The following is a 17,191-nucleotide window of genomic DNA, read 5'->3' as shown; positions in this document are numbered from 1 at the left end:
GGGTCCCCATCCGTCGCATGATGCGGCCTCCAGTACGCACACGCCGTGGGGGATCCATGAGCCATGACATGCCGCCGCCGATGCCCGACACCCCGCCCCTGCCGCCGGAGCCGGAACCCAGGAAGTCCCGCACGAACGCAATCATCATCGGGTCGGCCGCCGCCGTCATCGCCGCAGTCGTCGCGACCGGCATCGTCATCGTGCAGTCCGGCGACGGCGACAGCAGGCCGAGCGCCACCCCCGGTCCGAGCCTCTACGGGATGGAGGGCACGGCCGCCGCCGTGACGGAAACGTCATCGGAACCGGCCCCGGAGCCCACCTATGCGGCGCTCGACGCCGACAGCTTCACCATCGGGCTCAAGACGAAAGCGAAGCAATGCTTCGGCTCCGCGGGCTGCAACGTGACCGTGGAACCGGAGTTGACCTATGTCGACCTCAGTGCAGACGTCGACCCGGATGCGGTGTACGAGATCACTTATGAGATCCGGGGCGACGAGTCAGGGCCGGTCATTCAGACGGCCACACTGTCGAACGGGACAAGCCTGAACTACCGGCCGTCCATGATCAGTACCGTGTCCTCGGACACGAAGGTGTCTGTGAAGATCACCGACGTGACGGCCCAGGGCGGATGAGACGGCCGGGGGCGCAGGGGCTGCCCGATTCCGGGGATGCGGGTGGTCGTGGGTGTGTTTACCGTGGCTCGCATGGGTGATGCGGTGGAACTGGAAGTGGCCGGGCGGACGGTGCGCCTGTCCAGCCCGGACAAGGTCTTCTTCCCGGAGCGCGGCTTCACCAAGCTGGACCTCGCCCGCTACTACCGGGCGGTCGCCCCCGGGATCCTGCGCGCCCTGCGCGAGCGCCCCACCACGCTGGAGCGCTACCCGGACGGCGTGGGAGGCGAGTCCTTCTTCCAGAAGCGGGCGCCGAAGAACATGCCCGACTGGATCCCGACCGCGCACATCACCTTCCCCAGCGGACGCAGCGCCGACGAGATGTGCCCCACGGAGGAGGCGGCGGTGCTGTGGGCCGCCCAGTACGGCACCCTCACCTTCCATCCGTGGCCCGTGCGCCGCTCCGACGTCGACCACCCGGACGAACTGCGCATCGACCTCGACCCGCAGCCCGGCACCGACTACGAGGACGCGGTCTTCGCCGCCCATGAACTGCGGGCGGTACTGGACGAGTTCGGCGGGCTGCGCGGATGGCCCAAGACCTCCGGCGGACGAGGCCTGCACGTCTTCGTGCCGATCGAACCCCGCTGGACCTTCACCCAGGTCCGGCGCGCCGCCATCGCCGTCGGGCGGGAGATGGAACGCAGGCTGCCGCAGCGGGTGACGATCAAGTGGTGGAAGGAGGAGCGCGGCGAGCGCATCTTCCTCGACTACAACCAGACCGCCCGCGACCGCACCATCGCCTCGGCGTACTCCGTACGGCCCCGCCCGCACGCGCCCGTCTCGGCGCCGCTGCGCTGGGAGGAGGTCGCCGACGCCCGCCCTCGCGACTTCGACCTCGCCACGATGCCCGCCCGCTACGCCGAACTGGGCGATGTGCACGCCGACATGGACGACCACGCGTTCTCCCTGGACGCCCTGCTGGAACTCGCCCGCCGTGACGAGCACGACCACGGCCTGGGCGATCTGCCCTATCCGCCGGAGTACCCGAAGATGCCCGGGGAGCCCAAACGGGTGCAGCCGAGCCGGGCACGGCACGAGGGCGCCCCGGGCGGACCCGGGACGCCCTGAACGCTCCTGCCGTCAGAGCTCCTTGATCCGGATGTCACGGTACGAGACGACGTCCGTCGTGCTGTGCACCTGGAGCCCGATGTAGCCGGAGGCGAACCGCCGGCCGTCCGTACCCGGGTCGTCCGCCCGCGCGGGGTAGAACTCCTGGCCGCCGGTGTTGTCGAACTCGTTGATCAGCACACCGTTGCGGTAGACCGAGTAGTGCTGGTCGACCACCCTGATCTCGTAGTCGTTCCAGGTGCCCTTCTGGGTGACGCCGGCGCCGGCGAGTCCCACCCGGTCGAAGCCGTACACCGAACCGGTCTTGTACATGTCGCCGTCCGGCCGGTCCAGTACCTGCACCTCGTGCCCGTACTTGATGGCGACCCACTCAGGGCGTGACTCCTCGGGATGGTCGAGCACCCACGGGAAGCGCACGAACACACCGGAGTTGGCATTGCCCGTGCCCGGGGCGTCGTCGCGCCACTGGAGCTTCAGCGAGAAGTCGCCGTACTTGCGCTCGGGGAACCACAGCATGCCGAGGCCGTCCCGCGCCGTACCGGAGGTGATCGTCCCGTCGGCGTTGCGCGCGAACGAACCGCCGCCCACCTGCTGCCACTTGGCGAACGACTCGGCGCTGCCGTCGAGGATCGTGCGGTAGCCCTCGGTCTGCCCGGGCTCGCCGATCCCCGACCTGCGCGCGGCCTCCTCGACGGCGTCGTACTCGCGCCGGTCGACGACACCCTCGGCGAAGAGCCGGTCCATGACCGTCTTCACGTGCTTGAGGAACAGCGCGTGCGAGGTCCACTCGCGCTCGTCCTCGATCAGCTCGTTGATCCGGCACCGGTTGCCGGTCAGCCGGTTGAGCACCCCGGAGTCGACCGTGCCGACGATCACCGTCGTCCGCTCGTCGAACTCGGGGCAGCCGGGCGCCGGGACCTGGCTCGGCACCACCGTGAAGCTCACCGTGCGGGCGGCGGCGGTGTTGCCCGCCTTGTCGCTCGCCCGGTAGGCGAGGGTGTGCGCACCCGCCCGGTCGACGACCACCGCGGCGCCGTACGCGAGGTACGGCCCGCCGTCGAGGGAGTACTCGATCCGGTCGACCCCCGACCCGTGCGCGTCCGTCGCGCTCACGGTCACCAGGGCGCGGCCGACGTAGGCCCCGGCGGCGTTGCGCGTGCCGTCGATCGTCACCCCGGTCACCGGCGGTGTGGTGTCCTGGGCCGGCGCCGCCACCACGGTGAACGCGACGCTCTTCTCGGGGGAGACGTTGCCCGCCTTGTCGGTGGCCCGGTACCGCACGGTGTGGCTGCCCGTCTGATGCACCATCACGGGCGCGGTGTACGGCTGCCAGGGGCCCGAATCGACGGCGTACTCGACCGTGTTGACGCCGGTGCCGGTGTCGGATGCCGACACGGTGACCGTCGCCATGTCGATGTACGTCCCGTCGGGGTTGCGCTCGCCGGACACCGTCCCGGAGGTGTCCGGCGGGGTCGTGTCGCCGGACGGGGGAGCGACGACCGTGAACTCGGCGGTCTTCTCCGCGGAGACGTTGCCGGCCTTGTCGAACGCCCGGTAGCGGATCGCGTGGCTGCCGACCTCGTCGACGACGACGGGCGCGGTGTACGGGATCCAGTCGCCCGCGGCGCCGACCGCGTACTGGACGCGGTCCACCCCCGAGCCGCCCTCGTCGGTGGCGCCGATCGCGACGCTCGCCGAGCCGACGTACGCGCCCTGCGCGTCACGCACGCCGGTGACCTGCGCCGACGTCTGCGGGGGCGTGGTGTCCTCGCCGCCGGCCTCGGTCACCACGAGGATGCCCTGCATCTGGCCGTGGCCGGGGATCGTGCAGTGGTAGAAGTAGCGGCCCGGGGTCAAGGTGACCTCGGCGGTGTGCCGGCCGCCCGTGTCGTCGTTCGGGTTGGCCAGGATGTTCAGTGTCACGTCGTCGTTGAACTCGGGGTCGGTGGTGGCGAACGTCAGGGTGTGCGGCATGCCCATGGTGTTGCCGGTGGCCGCGCTGTTCTCGAAGACGATCGTGGCCGGGCCCGCGACCGCCGTCGTGGGCGCCGTACCGTACCGGGTGATGTCGTCGCCGGCGGTCCAGGTCAGCACCTGGGCCGCGGCGGCCACCGGCTCGGACCGCGCCACCGTGGGCGCCGGCCGCAGCCCGAGCGTCAGCAGGACGGCGGCCAGCAGGACCGTCAGGATGCTCCGTTGCCGGATCCGTCGTCTCACAGCGACCCCCTCGCCAGCAGACCGGCGGCCGGTGTCGGACCACCGCCTCGGTAAGTGACCTTCCAGAGCGCCGACTTGGCGTCCGAGGTGAAGAACCCGCGGCCGTAGTCGAGCACGTACAGGGCGCCGTCGGGACCGAACTTCCAGTCCATGAGGTTCTTGATGCCGTCGTTGCCGACCGGCACGATCTTCTTCAGCGACTCCGAGTGGACGGGCAGTCCGCCCGTGCCCTGCGTCCGCGGGTCCATGACCACCGCGTTGCGCGGCTGGTCGGCGTCGTAGAAGTCGCCGACGAACCACTTGCCGTCCCAGTACGCGGGCCACTTGGCGGTGCTCGCGCTCGTGGCGTCGTAGCGGTAGACCGGCCCGTTCATCGCCGCCTGCCCGCCGCCCTTGAGCCACGGCAGCCCGTAGGTCGCCTGGTCCTTGCGGTAGGAGGGGACCCCGTTCGCGTCCCGCGGATAGTCGGGCGCCCCGCCCTGGGGCGAGTACCAGATGTTGTTCCCGGTGACCGGCGGCAGGTTGACCAGCCCGTCGTTGTTCGGCGACTCGTTCTTCGGGTGGTCGCAGTCGTACCAGCCCAGCGGCTTCGAGGGGTCGGGCAGGTTGCGGTCCCGGTAGGGCTGCTTGTTGCCCATGCAGTACGGCCAGCCCCGGTTGCCCGCGCCGGTGATGACGGCGAACGTGTCGTACTTCGCCGGTCCCCACGTCGGCGACGGCTCGCCCGCGTCCGGACCGACCCAGCCCGCGTACAGGACGTCCGTCGTCCGGTCGACGAAGATGCGCGCCGGATTGCGCACGCCCATCACATAGATCTCGCCGCGGGTCTTGCCGCCGCCCTCCGCGGTCTCCCGGCCCGTGAACAGGTTCCCCGCGGGGAGCGTGTACGTGCCGTCGGCCTCCGGATGGATGCGCAGGATCTTGCCGTTGAGGTTGTGGGTGTTCCCGGCCGTCCGGCGCGCGTCGGCGAAGGACACTCCCTTGTAGTTCGGCTGCGGATTGTTGCCGGAGTAACCGTCGCTGAAACCACTGGAGTTGTTGTCCCCGGTGGCGATGTACAGGTTGTCCTTGGAGTCCCAGGCCATCCCGCCCCCGGCGTGACAGCAACTGTGCACCTGGACCGGCCACTCGAGCAGCACCTTCTCGCTGCCGAGGTCGAGCCGCTCGGTGGCCCGGTCGAGCGTGAAGCGCGAGACGCGCCGCTCGGCCATTCGGGTGCTGCGGTCGACGCCCGAGTGCGGCGTGTAGTGCAGGTACACCCAGCCGTTCTGCTCGAAGCGCGGATCGAGCTCGATGCCGAGGAGGCCCTCCTCGACCTTGACGAGTTCGTCCCCGCCGCCCTTGTTGCCGAAGACCGTCAGCTCGCCGGCCAGCGTGACCTTCCCGGTCGCCGGGTCGTAGACGTGGATCTGCCCCTTGCCCTTGCCCACGTCCGGGTTGTTCCAGTCGGTGATCACCGGCTGGGACGAGTCCGCCCCGCCGCGCCCGATGTACAGGACGCGTCCGTCGGGCGCGGTGACCAGGCCGTGCGGTTCGCCGATCTGGTCGTTGCGCCCGGGCAGATTGGCCGCAGTCAGCCGCTCGGCCTTGTAGTTGCCGGTGATGGTCGCCTTGCAGTCGGCCTGCACCAGCCGGGTCGTCCACAGCAGGGCGCCGCGCAGATGCGCCCGGAAGTCCGTCTCGTCGTACGAGGATGCCGTGCCGCCCATGCCGGTGTAGAAGGAGCGGCCCCCGTCGTAGTCCCGGCACCAGCTGATGGGGTGGTCGGCCCCGTTGGCGCCGGTGCCCGGCCGGTACGTCGACTCGCGCACCCGGGCGACGGTGTGCACCTCGCCGGACGGGTTCTTCACCCAGTTCGCCCAGATGTCGGGCCGCTTCCACTCCAGCGGCAGTTCCCCGGTGGCCGGATGCCGGCGGTCGCCCACCTCGACGGTCGCCCGCTGCACGGCCGTCGGACTCGTGGCGGCCGGACGGGCGCCGATGAGGCCGGTGAACCAGTCCGAGTACGGTTCCGCCCGGGCGGCGTCGTGGACGCCGACGAATCCGCCGCCGGCCTCCATGTAGGTCTCCAGCCCCGCCTCCTGCTCGGGGTCGAGGACGTCACCGCCCCCGGTCAGGAACACGACCGCGTTGTACCTGCTCAGTCGCGCTCCGTCGGTGAAGACCGAGGCGTCGTCCGTGGCCTCGACCTCGAAGCGCCGGTCCGCCGGTCCGGACAGGCCGATCCGCTCGATCGCCTCGATCCCGGCGTCGACGACCGGCGACTCCTCCCCGGCGGCGGCCGAACCGTGGAAGATCAGCACCTGTACGTTCGCGCCACCCGGCGGCGACTTGACGGACATCGTTGTCAACGGTGGTTCCGGAGCCGGGCGAGCGTCCGCGGCGGGCGCGGACAGCAGGCCGGCGACGAGCGTTCCGCACGCCACGACGGTCGCCCGGATCCGTTTTCCGGTTCTCAACCCTCGTAAGTGCATGGGCACCTCCTCGGTCACGGCGGCAGCGCCAAGGAAGCTAGACCCCGTTTGCGTGATTCGCCAAGAGCTATGACCGCAATGGCACGAACTTTGTCCTGGGTGTGGAGAAACTGCGGAACGCCCGGTACCGTCTCACGGGTTCACCACGGTCTCGCCCGCTTCATCGTCGCAAATTCCGTACCGGGATGGGGAGTTCGGCATGGACAGACGCGGATTCAACCGCCGGGTGCTGCTGGGCGGCGCCGCTGTCGCGACATCGTTGTCGCTCGGCCCGAGGGCGGCGAGCGCCGAAGGACCGGCGAGCACCGCACCCCCGGGCGGGGCCGTCAGGCACCTCAAGCTCTACATGGAGAAGCTCCCCGACGGGCGGCTCGGCTACGGCCCGGCGAAGGGCGAGGCGACCGTCCCCGGCCCCTTGATCGAACTGACCGAGGGCGACACCCTGCACATCGAGGTGGAGAACACCCTGGACGTGGCCGCGAGTCTGCATGTCCACGGCCTGGACTACGAGACGTCCAGCGACGGCACCAGGATGAACCACAGCGACATCGAACCCGGCGGCACACGCACCTACACCTGGCGCACCCACGCCCCCGGCCGCCGCGCCGACGGCACCTGGCGGACGGGCAGCGCGGGGTACTGGCACTACCACGACCACGTCGTCGGCACGGAACACGGCACCGTCGGCATCCGCAAGGGCCTGTACGGCCCGGTGATCGTCCGGCGCAAGGGCGACCTCCTGCCCGACGTCACCCACACGATCGTCTTCAACGACATGACCATCAACAACCGGCCCGCCCACGCGGGCCATCAGGGCCCCGACCTCGAGGCGACGGTGGGCGACCGGGTCGAGTTCGTGATGATCACGCACGGCGAGTACTACCACACCTTCCACCTGCACGGTCACCGCTGGGCCGACAACCGCACCGGTCTGCTCACCGGTCCCGACGACCCCAGCCAGGTGATCGACAACAAGATCGTGGGCCCGGCCGACTCCTTCGGTTTCCAGGTGATCGCGGGGGAGGGGGTGGGGGCCGGAGCGTGGATGTACCACTGCCATGTGCAGAGCCACTCGGACATGGGGATGGTCGGACTGTTCCTGGTGAAGAAGCCCGACGGCACGATCCCCGGCTACGAGCCCCACGGGGCCCACGAGGCCGGCGAGACCCACGGGGCCGCCGGGACGGGCGGGGCGCACGAACACTGAGGACCGCAGGTCGGAGAGCGCTCTCACCCGGGCCCTCCGCGGAGCTATCCTGAGCCGCAGCCGGCCAGGAGGAGCTCCGAAGTGACCGAGACAGCGTCGCGCCCCACGCTGGAGGCCGTGGCCGCACGGGCCGGGGTCTCCCGGGCGACCGTGTCACGGGTCGTCAACGGCGGGGACGGGGTGCGCGAACCGCTCGTCGAGAGGGTCCGGCAGGCCGTGGAGGAACTCGGCTACGTCCCCAACCAGGCGGCGCGCAGCCTCGTGACGAAGCGGCACGACGCGATCGCCGTGGTCATCGCCGAACCGGAGACCCGGGTCTTCGCCGACCCCTTCTTCGCGCTCCAACTGCGCGGCATCAGCAAGGAGCTGACCGCCCACGACAACCAGCTCGTCCTGCTGCTCACCGAGGGCCGCGACGACCACGCGCGCGTCGCCCGCTACCTCGCCGGGGGCCATGTCGACGGGGCCCTGGTGTTCTCCCTGCACCTCGACGACCCGCTGCCCGGACTGATCCAGGGCGCCGGCGTCCCCACCGTGTTCGGCGGCCGTCCCGGCTGGAGCGACGGCACGCGGGACGTGGTCTACGTCGACAGCGACAACCGCGGCGGCGCCCGTGAAGCCGTACGCCTGCTCGCCGGGCTCGGCCGTACCCGTATCGCGCACATCACCGGCCCTCTCGACCAGACGTCCGCCGCGGACCGGCTCGACGGATACCGCGAGGTCATGGGCGACAGCGATCCGCGGCTGGTCGTCGAGAGCGACTTCACGCCGGGCGGCGCCGAACGGGCCATGCGCGAACTCCTCGCACGCCGTCCCGACCTGGACGCCGTGTTCGCCGCCAACGACCTCGCCGCCTCGGGCGCCCTGCGGGTCCTGCGGGCACACGGACGGCGGGTGCCCGAGGACGTCGCCGTGGTCGGCTTCGACGACATGCTGCCGGTCGCCGAACAGAGCGACCCGCCGCTGACGACGGTCCGTCAGGACATCGAGGAGATGGGCCGGATCATGGCCCGCCTCCTGCTGCGCCGCCTCGACCGCCGGGTCGCCGACGAGGAGACGGGCGCGGTGGTCCTGCCGACCACCCTGGTGCGCCGAGCATCGGCCTAGGCCTGCCCGACGGACGGACGGGGGCGGCGCATTGTGGAGGTCGGGGGTTGGGGGCCTGGGGCGACGGCGTGGTCTCACATGGTCTGCGCCGCGCTCCTGATCACCGCGAAGCGTGCCCCGGAAGGGTCGGCCAGCTTGGCGATGCGGCCCACGCCCTCCACGTCGGTGGCGGGCATCCGCACCCGGCCGCCCAGCTCCTGCGCCCGGCCCGCCACCGCGTCCACGTCGGTGGCCTCGAAGTAGGGAAGCCAGTACGCGCCGGACCCGGCCTCGGTGGGGTCGTCGGCCAGCGGGACGATCCCGCCGAACATCGCATCCTCCCCGGCGCCCGCCGGGTTGACACAGGTGTAGACGCCGCCGGGGAAGGGCGCGGCCGAGGTCTCCAGACCCAGCGTGGCGTCGTAGAAGGCGGCAGCCGCGGCGATGTCCGGCGTGTACAGCTCGACCCAGCACAGCGAGCCCGGTTCGTTCGCCACGTCCACGCCCTTGGTCCCGCCCGGCTGCCAGAGGCCGAACGGCACCCCGGCCTGATCGGCGAGGACCGCCATCGTGCCCTGGCCCATGACGTCCGTCGGCGCGAGGAGGACACGGCCGTGCCTGCGCTCGGCGGTCTCGGCCGTCGCCTGCGCGTCCGGTGTGCGGAAGTAGACGGTCCACGCGGGCGGTCCCTGTCCGGGGCCGGTCTGCATACCGCCGGCCACGGTCCTGCCGTCCAGCCGGAAGAAGCCGTAGCCGCCCGCCTCGGGTCCCGCCGACTCGAACCGCCAGCCGAAGAGAGCACCGTAGAAGGAGGCGGCGCGGTCGATGTCGGTCGCGCCGACGTCGACCCAGTTGGGGGCGCCGTCGACGAAACGGGTGGTGAGCATCATTGCCCTCCTCGCAGGGGTCCCGTCCTGTGCACTGCCGAGTCTCGCACCGCCCACCGACAATCGCTGCCGCAAGACGGTCGGGCGTGCCGCGCGCCGCCGTGCGCCGGAGGGTCCCGCGGGAGCATCATCGATGGGCCGGGGGCTTCGCGACGCCTCGTATATCCGGCGTTGATCGAACGTTTTTCGCCGCCGGGCACGATCCTGGCCATGTACACCGACACGATCCCGACACCCGACCTCGGCTGGCAGCGTGAGGCGCTGTGCGCACAGACCGGGGCGGAGTTCTTCTTCCCCGAGCCCGGCAGTTCGGTCCGGGAGGCCAAGCGCATCTGCGGCATGTGCGACATGCGGCCCGCGTGCCTCGACTACGCCCTGGCCAACGACGAACGCTTCGGCGTCTGGGGCGGCCTGTCCGAGAAGGAGCGCCTCGACCTCCGCCGCACGGCCCGCTGACCGCACGGCCCGCTGACCGCACGGCCCGCCGGCCACCCGGTCGGCGTCGGCGGCCCCGAAAATCCGATGACCGCGTCGCGGGGGTGCGGTTACGATCCGGGGGCACGTCCGGACGGGGTGCGAGGACAGGCGATCCGCCCGACCCGGGAGGATCACGCCGGTCTCGCATCCGGCGGTCCGGACACGTGCGCGGTCCCGTAGAGCAGAGGCAGACTCGCCACCTTCTCAGGGTGGATACGCCGGTTCGAATCCGGTCGGGACCACGGTACGGCGATCACGGGGCGGGGACGGGCGGGGCGGGACGGATGAGCGACGGCACCGAGGGGGCGGCGTCCGGCTCGTCGGTCACCGAGCAGGAACTGGCCGCCTTCCACGACGTCGTGGGCAAGCTGCGGGCCCTGCCCGTGGACGATCCCGTACGCATGCGGGCCGAGCAGGTCGCCGCGTCCTTCGCACGCGACGGACGGCTGCGCCGGCGCAAGGAGCGGAGCACGGAGCTGGCCGCCGCCGACGCGGCGGTGATGGCGGCGACCGCGACCGGCGCCCTGGACCGGCGCGAGGACGCGCCTCTCGCGGACGCGGGCGGCGGCGGCCGCTTCCGCCGGCCGCGCACCTGCTACGTGTGCAAGACGCCCTATCGGGACGTCGACCCCTTCTACCACCGGCTCTGCCCCGGCTGCGCCGCCGACAACACGGCCCGTCGTTCGCTGAGCACCGACCTCGCCGGGCGCCGGGTCCTGCTCACCGGCGGCCGCGTCAAGATCGGCTTCCAGCTGGCGCTGATGATGCTGCGGGACGGCGCGCAGACCGTCGTCACCTCCCGCTTCCCGCACGACACCGTCCGCCGCTTCCGCGCCCAGCCGGGCAGCGCCGCCTGGCTGGACCGGCTCACGGTCGTCGCCGTCGACCTGCGCGACCCGCGCCAGGTGCTGGGGCTGTGCGACGAACTGCGTCGGGAGGGCGCGCCGCTGGACATCCTCGTCAACAACGCGGCGCAGACGGTACGCCGTCCGCCCGAGGCGTACGCCCTGCTGGCCTCGGGCGAGCACGACGCGCTGCCCGAAGGGGCGCGCGGGGCACCCGGGTTCACACCGATGCGTGCGCTGACGGGGCCCGGCGGCTCCGCGGCGGCGCTGCCCGCCGCGCTGCGCGAGGCCGACGAGGCCGGGCTGCTGCCCGATCCCTCCCCGGAGAACTCCTGGTCGGCCCGGCTCGGCGCGCTCGATCCGGCCGAGGTCCTGGAGACCCAGCTCGTCAACGCCCTCGCCCCCGCGCTGCTGTGCGACCGGCTGCTGCCGCTGCTGCTGGCCTCTCCGCACCCGCGGCGGTACGTCGTCAACGTGACGGCCGTCGAAGGCCGGTTCGCGGTGCGCAACAAGATGCCCGGGCATCCGCACACCAACATGGCCAAGGCGGCCCTCAACATGCTCACCCGCACCAGCGCCGCCGCCCTCGCCGAGCAGGGGGTGCACATGTGCGCCGTCGACACCGGCTGGATCACCGACGAGAACCCGGCGCCCAAGAAGGCGCGGATGGCCGGCGCGGGCTTCCGCACCCCGCTGGACGTCGTGGACGGCGCTGCCCGCGTCTACGACCCGATCGTGCGCGGCGAGGCCGGCCACCCGGTGTCCGGCGTGTTCCTCAAGGACTACCGGGAGGCGCAGTGGTGAACGGGGAGAAGGCGACGGAGCCCGGACCGGCCGGGTTCGCCGGTGTCCCGCGGGTCGTGCCCCGCCCTCTCGCCGAACTCGGGCCGCTGCTCGACTGGTTGCGCGCCGGCCGGCCCGCGGGGGAGCGGCTGGACTTCACGGCGGGCACCGCGCTGCCCGACGGCCGCCTCGACCTGTGCAAGCAGGGGCTGGGGCCCCGGGGCGCAGCCCTGGTCGCCGAGGCCCTGGCCGACGGCCCCTCACCGGTACGGCATCTGCTGCTCGGCACCGACGCGCTCGGGGACGACGGCGCGGCCACCGTGGCCGGTGCGCACGCCCCGGTCGAGACGCTGTACCTCGGCTGCAACGGCATCACCGCGGGCGGCGTCTGCCGCATCGCCGACCAGCTCCGTGCCTCGCCCCAGGTGGTCACGGGGGTGTGGCTCAAGCGCAATCCGCTGGGCCGCGACGGAGGCGGCGCGGCGGCCGGACTCCTGGACTCCGCCCGGACGTTGCGCACGCTCGACCTCGTGCAGACCGGGCTGGACGCGGCCGGCGTCGCCGTACTCGCCGACGCGCTGCTCGCCGCCGCGGCCGACGGACGCCGGATCACGCGCCTGTTCGCCGGGGGCAATCCACTGGGGGAGGCGGGTGCCGAGGCGCTCGCCGCGGTGGTCGCCGCCGGGGCGGTCGGTGAACTGTACGTGTCCGCCGCCGGGTTGGGCGACGCGGGCGCACTGCGCCTGGCCGACGCGCTGGAGCGGGCGCCGTACGGACGGCTCACCCGGCTGTCGGTGGCGAGCAACGGGATCGGCCCCCCGGCCGCCGCCCGCCTGGTCCGCGCCGCCACCGCCGCGGGTGTCACCCTGCTCGACCTCGGCCGGGTCCGGGCGGCGGGAGTCCTCGGCGCGGCGGACAACCGGATCGACGGGGCAGCCGCCGAGGAGGTCGGGCGCGCGCTGGCCGACGGCGAACACCGGCTGGCCCACCTCGTGCTGCGGGACACCGGGCTGCGCAGCGCCGAGGCGCACCGCCTCCTCGACCACGCGCCCCGCGCGGTCACGGCCACGCGCTTCGTGCTGGGTCGGGGCGTCGCGGCGAGTGTGAAGCGGCGTCTGGCGGCCCTCGGCGCCCATGTCCCGCCCCCCGCCGTCCCGGCCGACGTCGCGGCCGTCCACAGCGTGCACCGCACGCCGCCACCGGCCCCCACCGGCAACCACTGAGCCCGACTCACCGGGTTCTGCCTGCCGACTCACCGGGTCAGTGCCCCGCCCGGGTCCGCGTCCCCGGGGCAGCGCCCGCGCCCCGTGCCCCCGCGATCTGTGCCGTCGGGCCCGTGTCACCGGGGTCCGCGCCGCTGGCGCCGCGTCGTGCGGCCGGGCTGCCGGGGCGGCGCCCTCAGGGGCCGTGCCGGCGGATTCGCTGCGGCGGCGTCGGCCGGGCCACTACGCTTCGGCGCAAGGCGGGGTCGTAGCGCAGAGGCAGTCGCACCGGTCTCCAGAACCGGAACACGCCGGTTCGAATCCGGCCGCCCCGCCCCCTGGTGCCGTGGGACGCGAACGGCCCGCACCGGGGAGCGGGTCCCGGCGCGAGCCGTCGTTAAGGCGAGGGGCGCGGGTCAGCCCGCCGCGCGGGCGGCCATCCGCGCCTTGCGGATCGCCAGCTTCTCGTCGAACTTGGACGCCTCGGAGTCGAGGCCGCCCATGTACAGACCGATCTCCTCCTGCGCCTTCTGGCCCTCGGGGCCGAGGCCGTCGATCTCCATGACCTTCAGGAAGCGCAGCACGGGCTGGATCACGTCGTCGTGGTGGATCCGCAGGTTGTACACCTCGCCGATGGCCATCTGCGCGGCGAAGCGCTCGAAGCCGGGCATGCCGTGACCGGGCATGCGGAAGTTGACGAGGACGTCGCGCACGGCCTGCATCGTCAGGTCGGGCGCCAGCTGGAACGCGGCCTTGAGGAGGTTGCGGTAGAAGACCATGTGCAGGTTCTCGTCGGTCGCGATGCGCGCCAGCATGCGGTCGCAGACCGGGTCCCCGGACTGGTGGCCGGTGTTGCGGTGCGAGACGCGGGTCGCCAGCTCCTGGAAGGCCACGTAGGCGACCGAGTGCAGCATCGAGTGCCGGTTGTCGGACTCGAAGCCCTCGCTCATGTGGGCCATGCGGAACTGCTCCAGCTTGTCCGGGTCCACCGCGCGCGAGGCGAGCAGGTAGTCGCGCATCACGATGCCGTGCCGGCCCTCCTCGGCCGTCCAGCGGTGCACCCAGGTGCCCCAGGCGCCGTCCCGGCCGAAGAGCGAGGCGATCTCGTGGTGGTAGCTGGGCAGGTTGTCCTCGGTGAGCAGGTTCACGACCAGCGCGATCCGGCCGATCTCGGTGACCTTGGACTGCTCCTTGTCCCAGGCCTCGCCGTCCTCGAAGAAGCCGGGGAAGTTGCGGCCGTCGCTCCACGGGACGTACTCGTGGGGCATCCAGTCCTTGGTCACCTTCAGGTGCCGGTTCAGTTCGGTCTCGACGACTTCCTCCAGGGCGTACAGCAGCTTGGCGTCGGTCCAGACGGCGGGGCTGCCGAGGTGAGGGGAAGTGATCGTCACGAGAACTCCAGGGGACGTGAAGCGGAGTGGCACAGTCCGGCGAGCGGAGCCGGAACTTACGGGATCGTAGGCTACGTATCCGTAGGTTACGAAGCCGTCGGTTAAGCGCTGTGTAAAGATCGCTGATCAGCCGTGTTGCGCCAGACATTCCGGGGCATGCCGAACGGCCCCGGGAACCGCAGGTCCCAGGGCCGCAAGGGTGATGCGATCACCCGGTCAGGCGTACAGCTCGCGCAGCCGGACCGAGAGGCATGTCACACAGCCCTCGAGTTTCTCGAACTCCCCGATGTCGACGACGACGGGCTCGAGCCCGAGGTCGGCGAGCAGCTCGGCGGACTTCGGCGCGGCCGCCGACATGAGCACGTGCGGGCCGCCGAGCAGCACCACGTGCGAGCCGGCCTCCTCGGGCACCGACAGGAAGCGCGGGAACAGCGAGGGCCGGTCCACCTTGGGGATGTGGCCGATCACCGTGCCGTCGGGCAGCGCGGTGACCGCCGACTTCAGGTGCAGGACCTTGCTCACCGGGACGGCCACGACCCGCGCCCCCAGCGGTTCGAACGCGGCGCGCACCTGCTGGACGCCGGCCGCGTTGGTCCGCCCGCCCCGGCCGACGTAGATCGTGTCGCCGATCTTCAGCACGTCCCCGCCGTCCAGCGTGCCCGGCTCCCAGATCCAGTTCACGGAGCAGCCCAGGCGCGCCACGGCCTCCTCGACCCCGAGCGTCTCGTCCCGCCGGGACTCGGCGCCGGAGCGCGCGATCAGGGCGACGTTGCGGTACATCACCACCGTGTCCTCGACGAACACGGAGTCCGGGCAGTCGTCGGCCGGGTCGACCTCCACGGTCTCCCAGCCGTGCGTGCGCAGCGCCTCGGCGTACGCCTCCCACTGCTCCAGGGCGAGCTCCACGTCGACCTTCTCCCGCTCGACGTGCGTGACCAGGCCTTCGGCGAGGCGCGGGCTGGGGCGGCGGATGAGGGCCTTCTTGCTGGGCACGTCCAGGTCTCCGAATCGGGTGGCACGGACCGGCGCCTCGGACGCACGGACCGGCGCCTCGGACACGGCGCCGGTCAGCCATCATGCAGGCCGGGACCACCAGGACAAAACCCCTCAGTAACAATGTGCCCCTCCTGATACCACCCGCCCCGGGCGCACCCGGGCCCCGGGTGCGCCCCGGCCTACGTCGGGCTCGCCACCTCCTCGGCCGTCGTCTCGCGCAGTTCCCCGTCCAGCAGCAGCCAGCGGGTGATGCCGATGGACTCCAGGAACGGCAGGTCGTGGCTGGCCACGACGAGGGCGCCCTCGTACGACTCCAGAGCGGTGGTCAGCTGGCGCACGCTCGCCATGTCGAGGTTGTTCGTCGGCTCGTCCAGCATGAGCAGCTGGGGCGCCGGCTCGGCCAGCATCAGCGCCGCCAGGCTCGCCCGGAAGCGCTCGCCGCCGGACAGCGTCGCCGCCTTCTGGTCCGCGCGGGCGCCCCGGAACAGGAAGCGGGCCAGCCGGGCCCGGACCCGGTTGTTGGTGGCGCCCGGCGCGAACCGGGCCACGTTCTCGGCGACCGTGAGCTCGCCGTCGAGGATGTCGAGCCGCTGCGGCAGGAACCGCAACGGCACGTGCGCGTGCGCCTCGCCCGCCTCCGGCGCCAGTTCCCCCGCGATGGTGCGCAGCAGGGTCGTCTTGCCCGCGCCGTTGCGCCCGATCAGCGCGACGCGCTCGGGGCCGCGCAGGTCGAGACCGCCGTCCACGCGCGCGCCGTACGCCAGGCGCAGGTCCATGAGGGTGAGGACCTCGCGCCCCGGCGGCACGGCCGTGAACGGCAGGTCGACGCGGATCTCGTCGTCGTCCCGCACGGCCTCCACCGCGTCGTCGAGCCGCTCCCTGGCCTCGGCGAGCTTCTCCTCGTGCATGATCCGGTGCTTGCCCGCGGACTCCTGGGCCGAGCGTTTGCGCGCCCCCATGACGATCTTCGGCTCGCGTTTCTGGTCGAACATCTTCTGGCCGTACCGCTTGCGGCGGGCCAGTTTGACCTGCGCGTCGACCAGTTCCCGCTTCTGCTTGCGCAGGTCGGCCTCCGCGACGCGCACCATGCGCTCGGCGGCGTCCTGCTCGGTGGCCAGGGCCTCCTCGTACGCCGAGAAGTTGCCGCCGTACCAGGTGACCTCTCCCGCCCGCAGGTCGGCGATCTGGTCGACGAGGTCGAGCAGCTCGCGGTCGTGGCTGACCACGACCAGCACGCCCGGCCAGGAGGCGACGGCCGCGTAGAGCCGCCGGCGGGCGTACAGGTCGAGGTTGTTGGTCGGTTCGTCCAGCAGCAGGATGTCCGGCCTGCGCAGCAGCAGCGCGGCCAGCCGCAGCAGTACCGACTCGCCGCCCGACAGCTCACCGATGGTGCGGTCGAGACCGACGTGGCCGAGGCCGAGCTCGCCGAGGGTGGCCAGGGCGCGTTCCTCGACGTCCCAGTCGTCGCCGATGGTCTCGAAGTGCCGTTCGTGGGTGTCGCCGGCCTCGATGGCGTGCAGCGCGCGCCGCCGGTCGGCGATGCCGAGCGCCGCGTCGACGCGCAGCGCGGTGTCGAGGGTGACGCTCTGCGGGAGGTGCCCGACCTCGCCGGCCGTGCGCACGGTGCCGTCGGCGGGGGAGAGCTCCCCGGCGATCAGCTTCAGCAGGGTCGACTTGCCGGAGCCGTTGACGCCGACGAGTCCGGTCCGGCCGGGACCGAAGGCGACGTCGAGCCCCTCGAGGACGGGGGTGCCGTCCGGCCAGGAGAAGGCGAGGGAGGTGCAGGTGATGGAATGAGTCAAAACGGGCCTCGTGGATGCGTGTGCGGTCAGGGGCGACACGTGTCGAGACACCGGGAAGCGGCGACCACCGCGGCAGCGGGGA

At 72.1% G+C, this 17,191-nt stretch carries 13 protein-coding genes and 2 tRNA genes; 9 read left to right on the top strand and 6 right to left on the bottom strand.

All coding sequences use genetic code 11. The features are described from left to right. The first annotated feature begins 56 nt into the window (after positions 1 to 56). Both Saso_RS28665 and ligD read left to right on the top strand, forming a co-directional pair. Complete coding sequence (locus tag Saso_RS28665; protein ID WP_229901590.1) at positions 57 to 632, top strand: hypothetical protein; 576 nt, start codon at positions 57 to 59, stop codon at positions 630 to 632. Positions 633 to 704: 72 nt separating this feature from the next. Next, entirely contained in the window at positions 705 to 1,742 is a 1,038-nt protein-coding gene (gene ligD / locus Saso_RS28660; RefSeq protein ID WP_189928114.1) for a non-homologous end-joining DNA ligase, read from the top strand. A gap of 12 nt (positions 1,743 to 1,754) precedes the next feature. Here the strand turns inward: ligD and Saso_RS28655 are convergent, their stop codons facing one another. Both Saso_RS28655 and Saso_RS28650 read right to left on the bottom strand, forming a co-directional pair. Next, a complete protein-coding gene (locus tag Saso_RS28655) occupies positions 1,755 to 3,959 on the bottom strand; it encodes an OmpL47-type beta-barrel domain-containing protein (protein WP_189928112.1) in 2,205 nt (734 codons plus the stop codon). Further along, positions 3,956 to 6,433 carry a ThuA domain-containing protein gene (locus Saso_RS28650; RefSeq protein WP_189928110.1) on the bottom strand — a complete coding sequence of 826 codons (2,478 nt, stop codon included), beginning with the start codon at positions 6,431 to 6,433 and terminating at the stop codon, positions 3,956 to 3,958. Before Saso_RS28650 ends, Saso_RS28655 begins: the two co-directional genes overlap by 4 nt. Before the next feature lie 199 nt (positions 6,434 to 6,632). Here Saso_RS28650 and Saso_RS28645 point away from each other — a divergent pair, with 199 nt between their 5' ends. Continuing rightward, complete coding sequence (locus Saso_RS28645; RefSeq protein ID WP_189928107.1) at positions 6,633 to 7,640, top strand: multicopper oxidase domain-containing protein; 1,008 nt, start codon at positions 6,633 to 6,635, stop codon at positions 7,638 to 7,640. Between the two features lie 81 nt (positions 7,641 to 7,721). Next, entirely contained in the window at positions 7,722 to 8,747 is a 1,026-nt protein-coding gene (locus Saso_RS28640; protein WP_189928105.1) for a LacI family DNA-binding transcriptional regulator, read from the top strand. A gap of 74 nt (positions 8,748 to 8,821) precedes the next feature. Here the strand turns inward: Saso_RS28640 and Saso_RS28635 are convergent, their stop codons facing one another. Then, positions 8,822 to 9,613, bottom strand: a complete 792-nt coding sequence (locus Saso_RS28635; RefSeq protein WP_189928103.1) for a VOC family protein — start codon at positions 9,611 to 9,613, stop codon at positions 8,822 to 8,824. Positions 9,614 to 9,823: 210 nt separating this feature from the next. Here Saso_RS28635 and Saso_RS28630 point away from each other — a divergent pair, with 210 nt between their 5' ends. The 5 genes from Saso_RS28630 to Saso_RS28610 all read left to right on the top strand — a co-directional run bounded on the left by Saso_RS28630 (position 9,824) and on the right by Saso_RS28610 (position 13,256). Beyond that, a complete protein-coding gene (locus tag Saso_RS28630) occupies positions 9,824 to 10,069 on the top strand; it encodes a WhiB family transcriptional regulator (protein ID WP_189928101.1) in 246 nt (81 codons plus the stop codon). Positions 10,070 to 10,260: 191 nt separating this feature from the next. Continuing rightward, positions 10,261 to 10,332 (top strand) — tRNA-Glu (locus Saso_RS28625). 42 nt (positions 10,333 to 10,374) lie between these two features. Beyond that, positions 10,375 to 11,739: an SDR family NAD(P)-dependent oxidoreductase gene (locus tag Saso_RS28620; protein ID WP_189928099.1), complete on the top strand. Its 1,365-nt coding sequence runs from the start codon at positions 10,375 to 10,377 to the stop codon at positions 11,737 to 11,739. Continuing rightward, positions 11,736 to 12,941, top strand: a complete 1,206-nt coding sequence (locus Saso_RS28615) for a leucine-rich repeat domain-containing protein (RefSeq protein WP_229901589.1) — start codon at positions 11,736 to 11,738, stop codon at positions 12,939 to 12,941. Before Saso_RS28620 ends, Saso_RS28615 begins: the two co-directional genes overlap by 4 nt. Before the next feature lie 239 nt (positions 12,942 to 13,180). Next, positions 13,181 to 13,256 (top strand) — tRNA-Trp (locus tag Saso_RS28610). Between the two features lie 80 nt (positions 13,257 to 13,336). Here Saso_RS28610 and Saso_RS28605 read toward each other — a convergent pair. From Saso_RS28605 to Saso_RS28595, 3 genes are all read right to left on the bottom strand, one after another. Then, positions 13,337 to 14,311, bottom strand: coding sequence for an acyl-ACP desaturase (locus Saso_RS28605; protein WP_189928096.1), 975 nt, complete (start codon positions 14,309 to 14,311; stop codon positions 13,337 to 13,339). A 216-nt stretch (positions 14,312 to 14,527) separates the two neighbouring features. Next, positions 14,528 to 15,304, bottom strand: a complete 777-nt coding sequence (gene ddaH, locus Saso_RS28600; RefSeq protein WP_189928094.1) for a dimethylargininase — start codon at positions 15,302 to 15,304, stop codon at positions 14,528 to 14,530. Positions 15,305 to 15,486: 182 nt separating this feature from the next. Next, positions 15,487 to 17,109, bottom strand: a complete 1,623-nt coding sequence (locus Saso_RS28595) for an ABC-F family ATP-binding cassette domain-containing protein (protein WP_189928092.1) — start codon at positions 17,107 to 17,109, stop codon at positions 15,487 to 15,489. Positions 17,110 to 17,191 lie beyond the last annotated feature (82 nt).

The sequence above is a fragment of the Streptomyces asoensis genome (genome assembly GCF_016860545.1).
GTDB classification, from domain to species: domain Bacteria; phylum Actinomycetota; class Actinomycetes; order Streptomycetales; family Streptomycetaceae; genus Streptomyces; species Streptomyces asoensis.
Note: the sequence above shows the minus strand (reverse complement) of the source record. Positions and strands in the feature narration are given on the sequence as shown.

Bases quoted from the DNA above. Each gene is read 5' to 3' on its own strand.
- Saso_RS28620 (WP_189928099.1), top strand. From the start codon at position 10,375: ATGAGCGACGGCACCGAGGGGGCGGCGTCCGGCTCGTCGGTCACCGAG.
- Saso_RS28650 (WP_189928110.1), bottom strand. From the start codon at position 6,433: ATGCACTTACGAGGGTTGAGAACCGGAAAACGGATCCGGGCGACCGTC.
- Saso_RS28645 (WP_189928107.1), top strand. From the start codon at position 6,633: ATGGACAGACGCGGATTCAACCGCCGGGTGCTGCTGGGCGGCGCCGCT.
- Saso_RS28665 (WP_229901590.1), top strand. From the start codon at position 57: ATGAGCCATGACATGCCGCCGCCGATGCCCGACACCCCGCCCCTGCCG.
- Saso_RS28630 (WP_189928101.1), top strand. From the start codon at position 9,824: ATGTACACCGACACGATCCCGACACCCGACCTCGGCTGGCAGCGTGAG.
- Saso_RS28635 (WP_189928103.1), bottom strand. From the start codon at position 9,613: ATGCTCACCACCCGTTTCGTCGACGGCGCCCCCAACTGGGTCGACGTC.
- ligD (WP_189928114.1), top strand. From the start codon at position 705: ATGGGTGATGCGGTGGAACTGGAAGTGGCCGGGCGGACGGTGCGCCTG.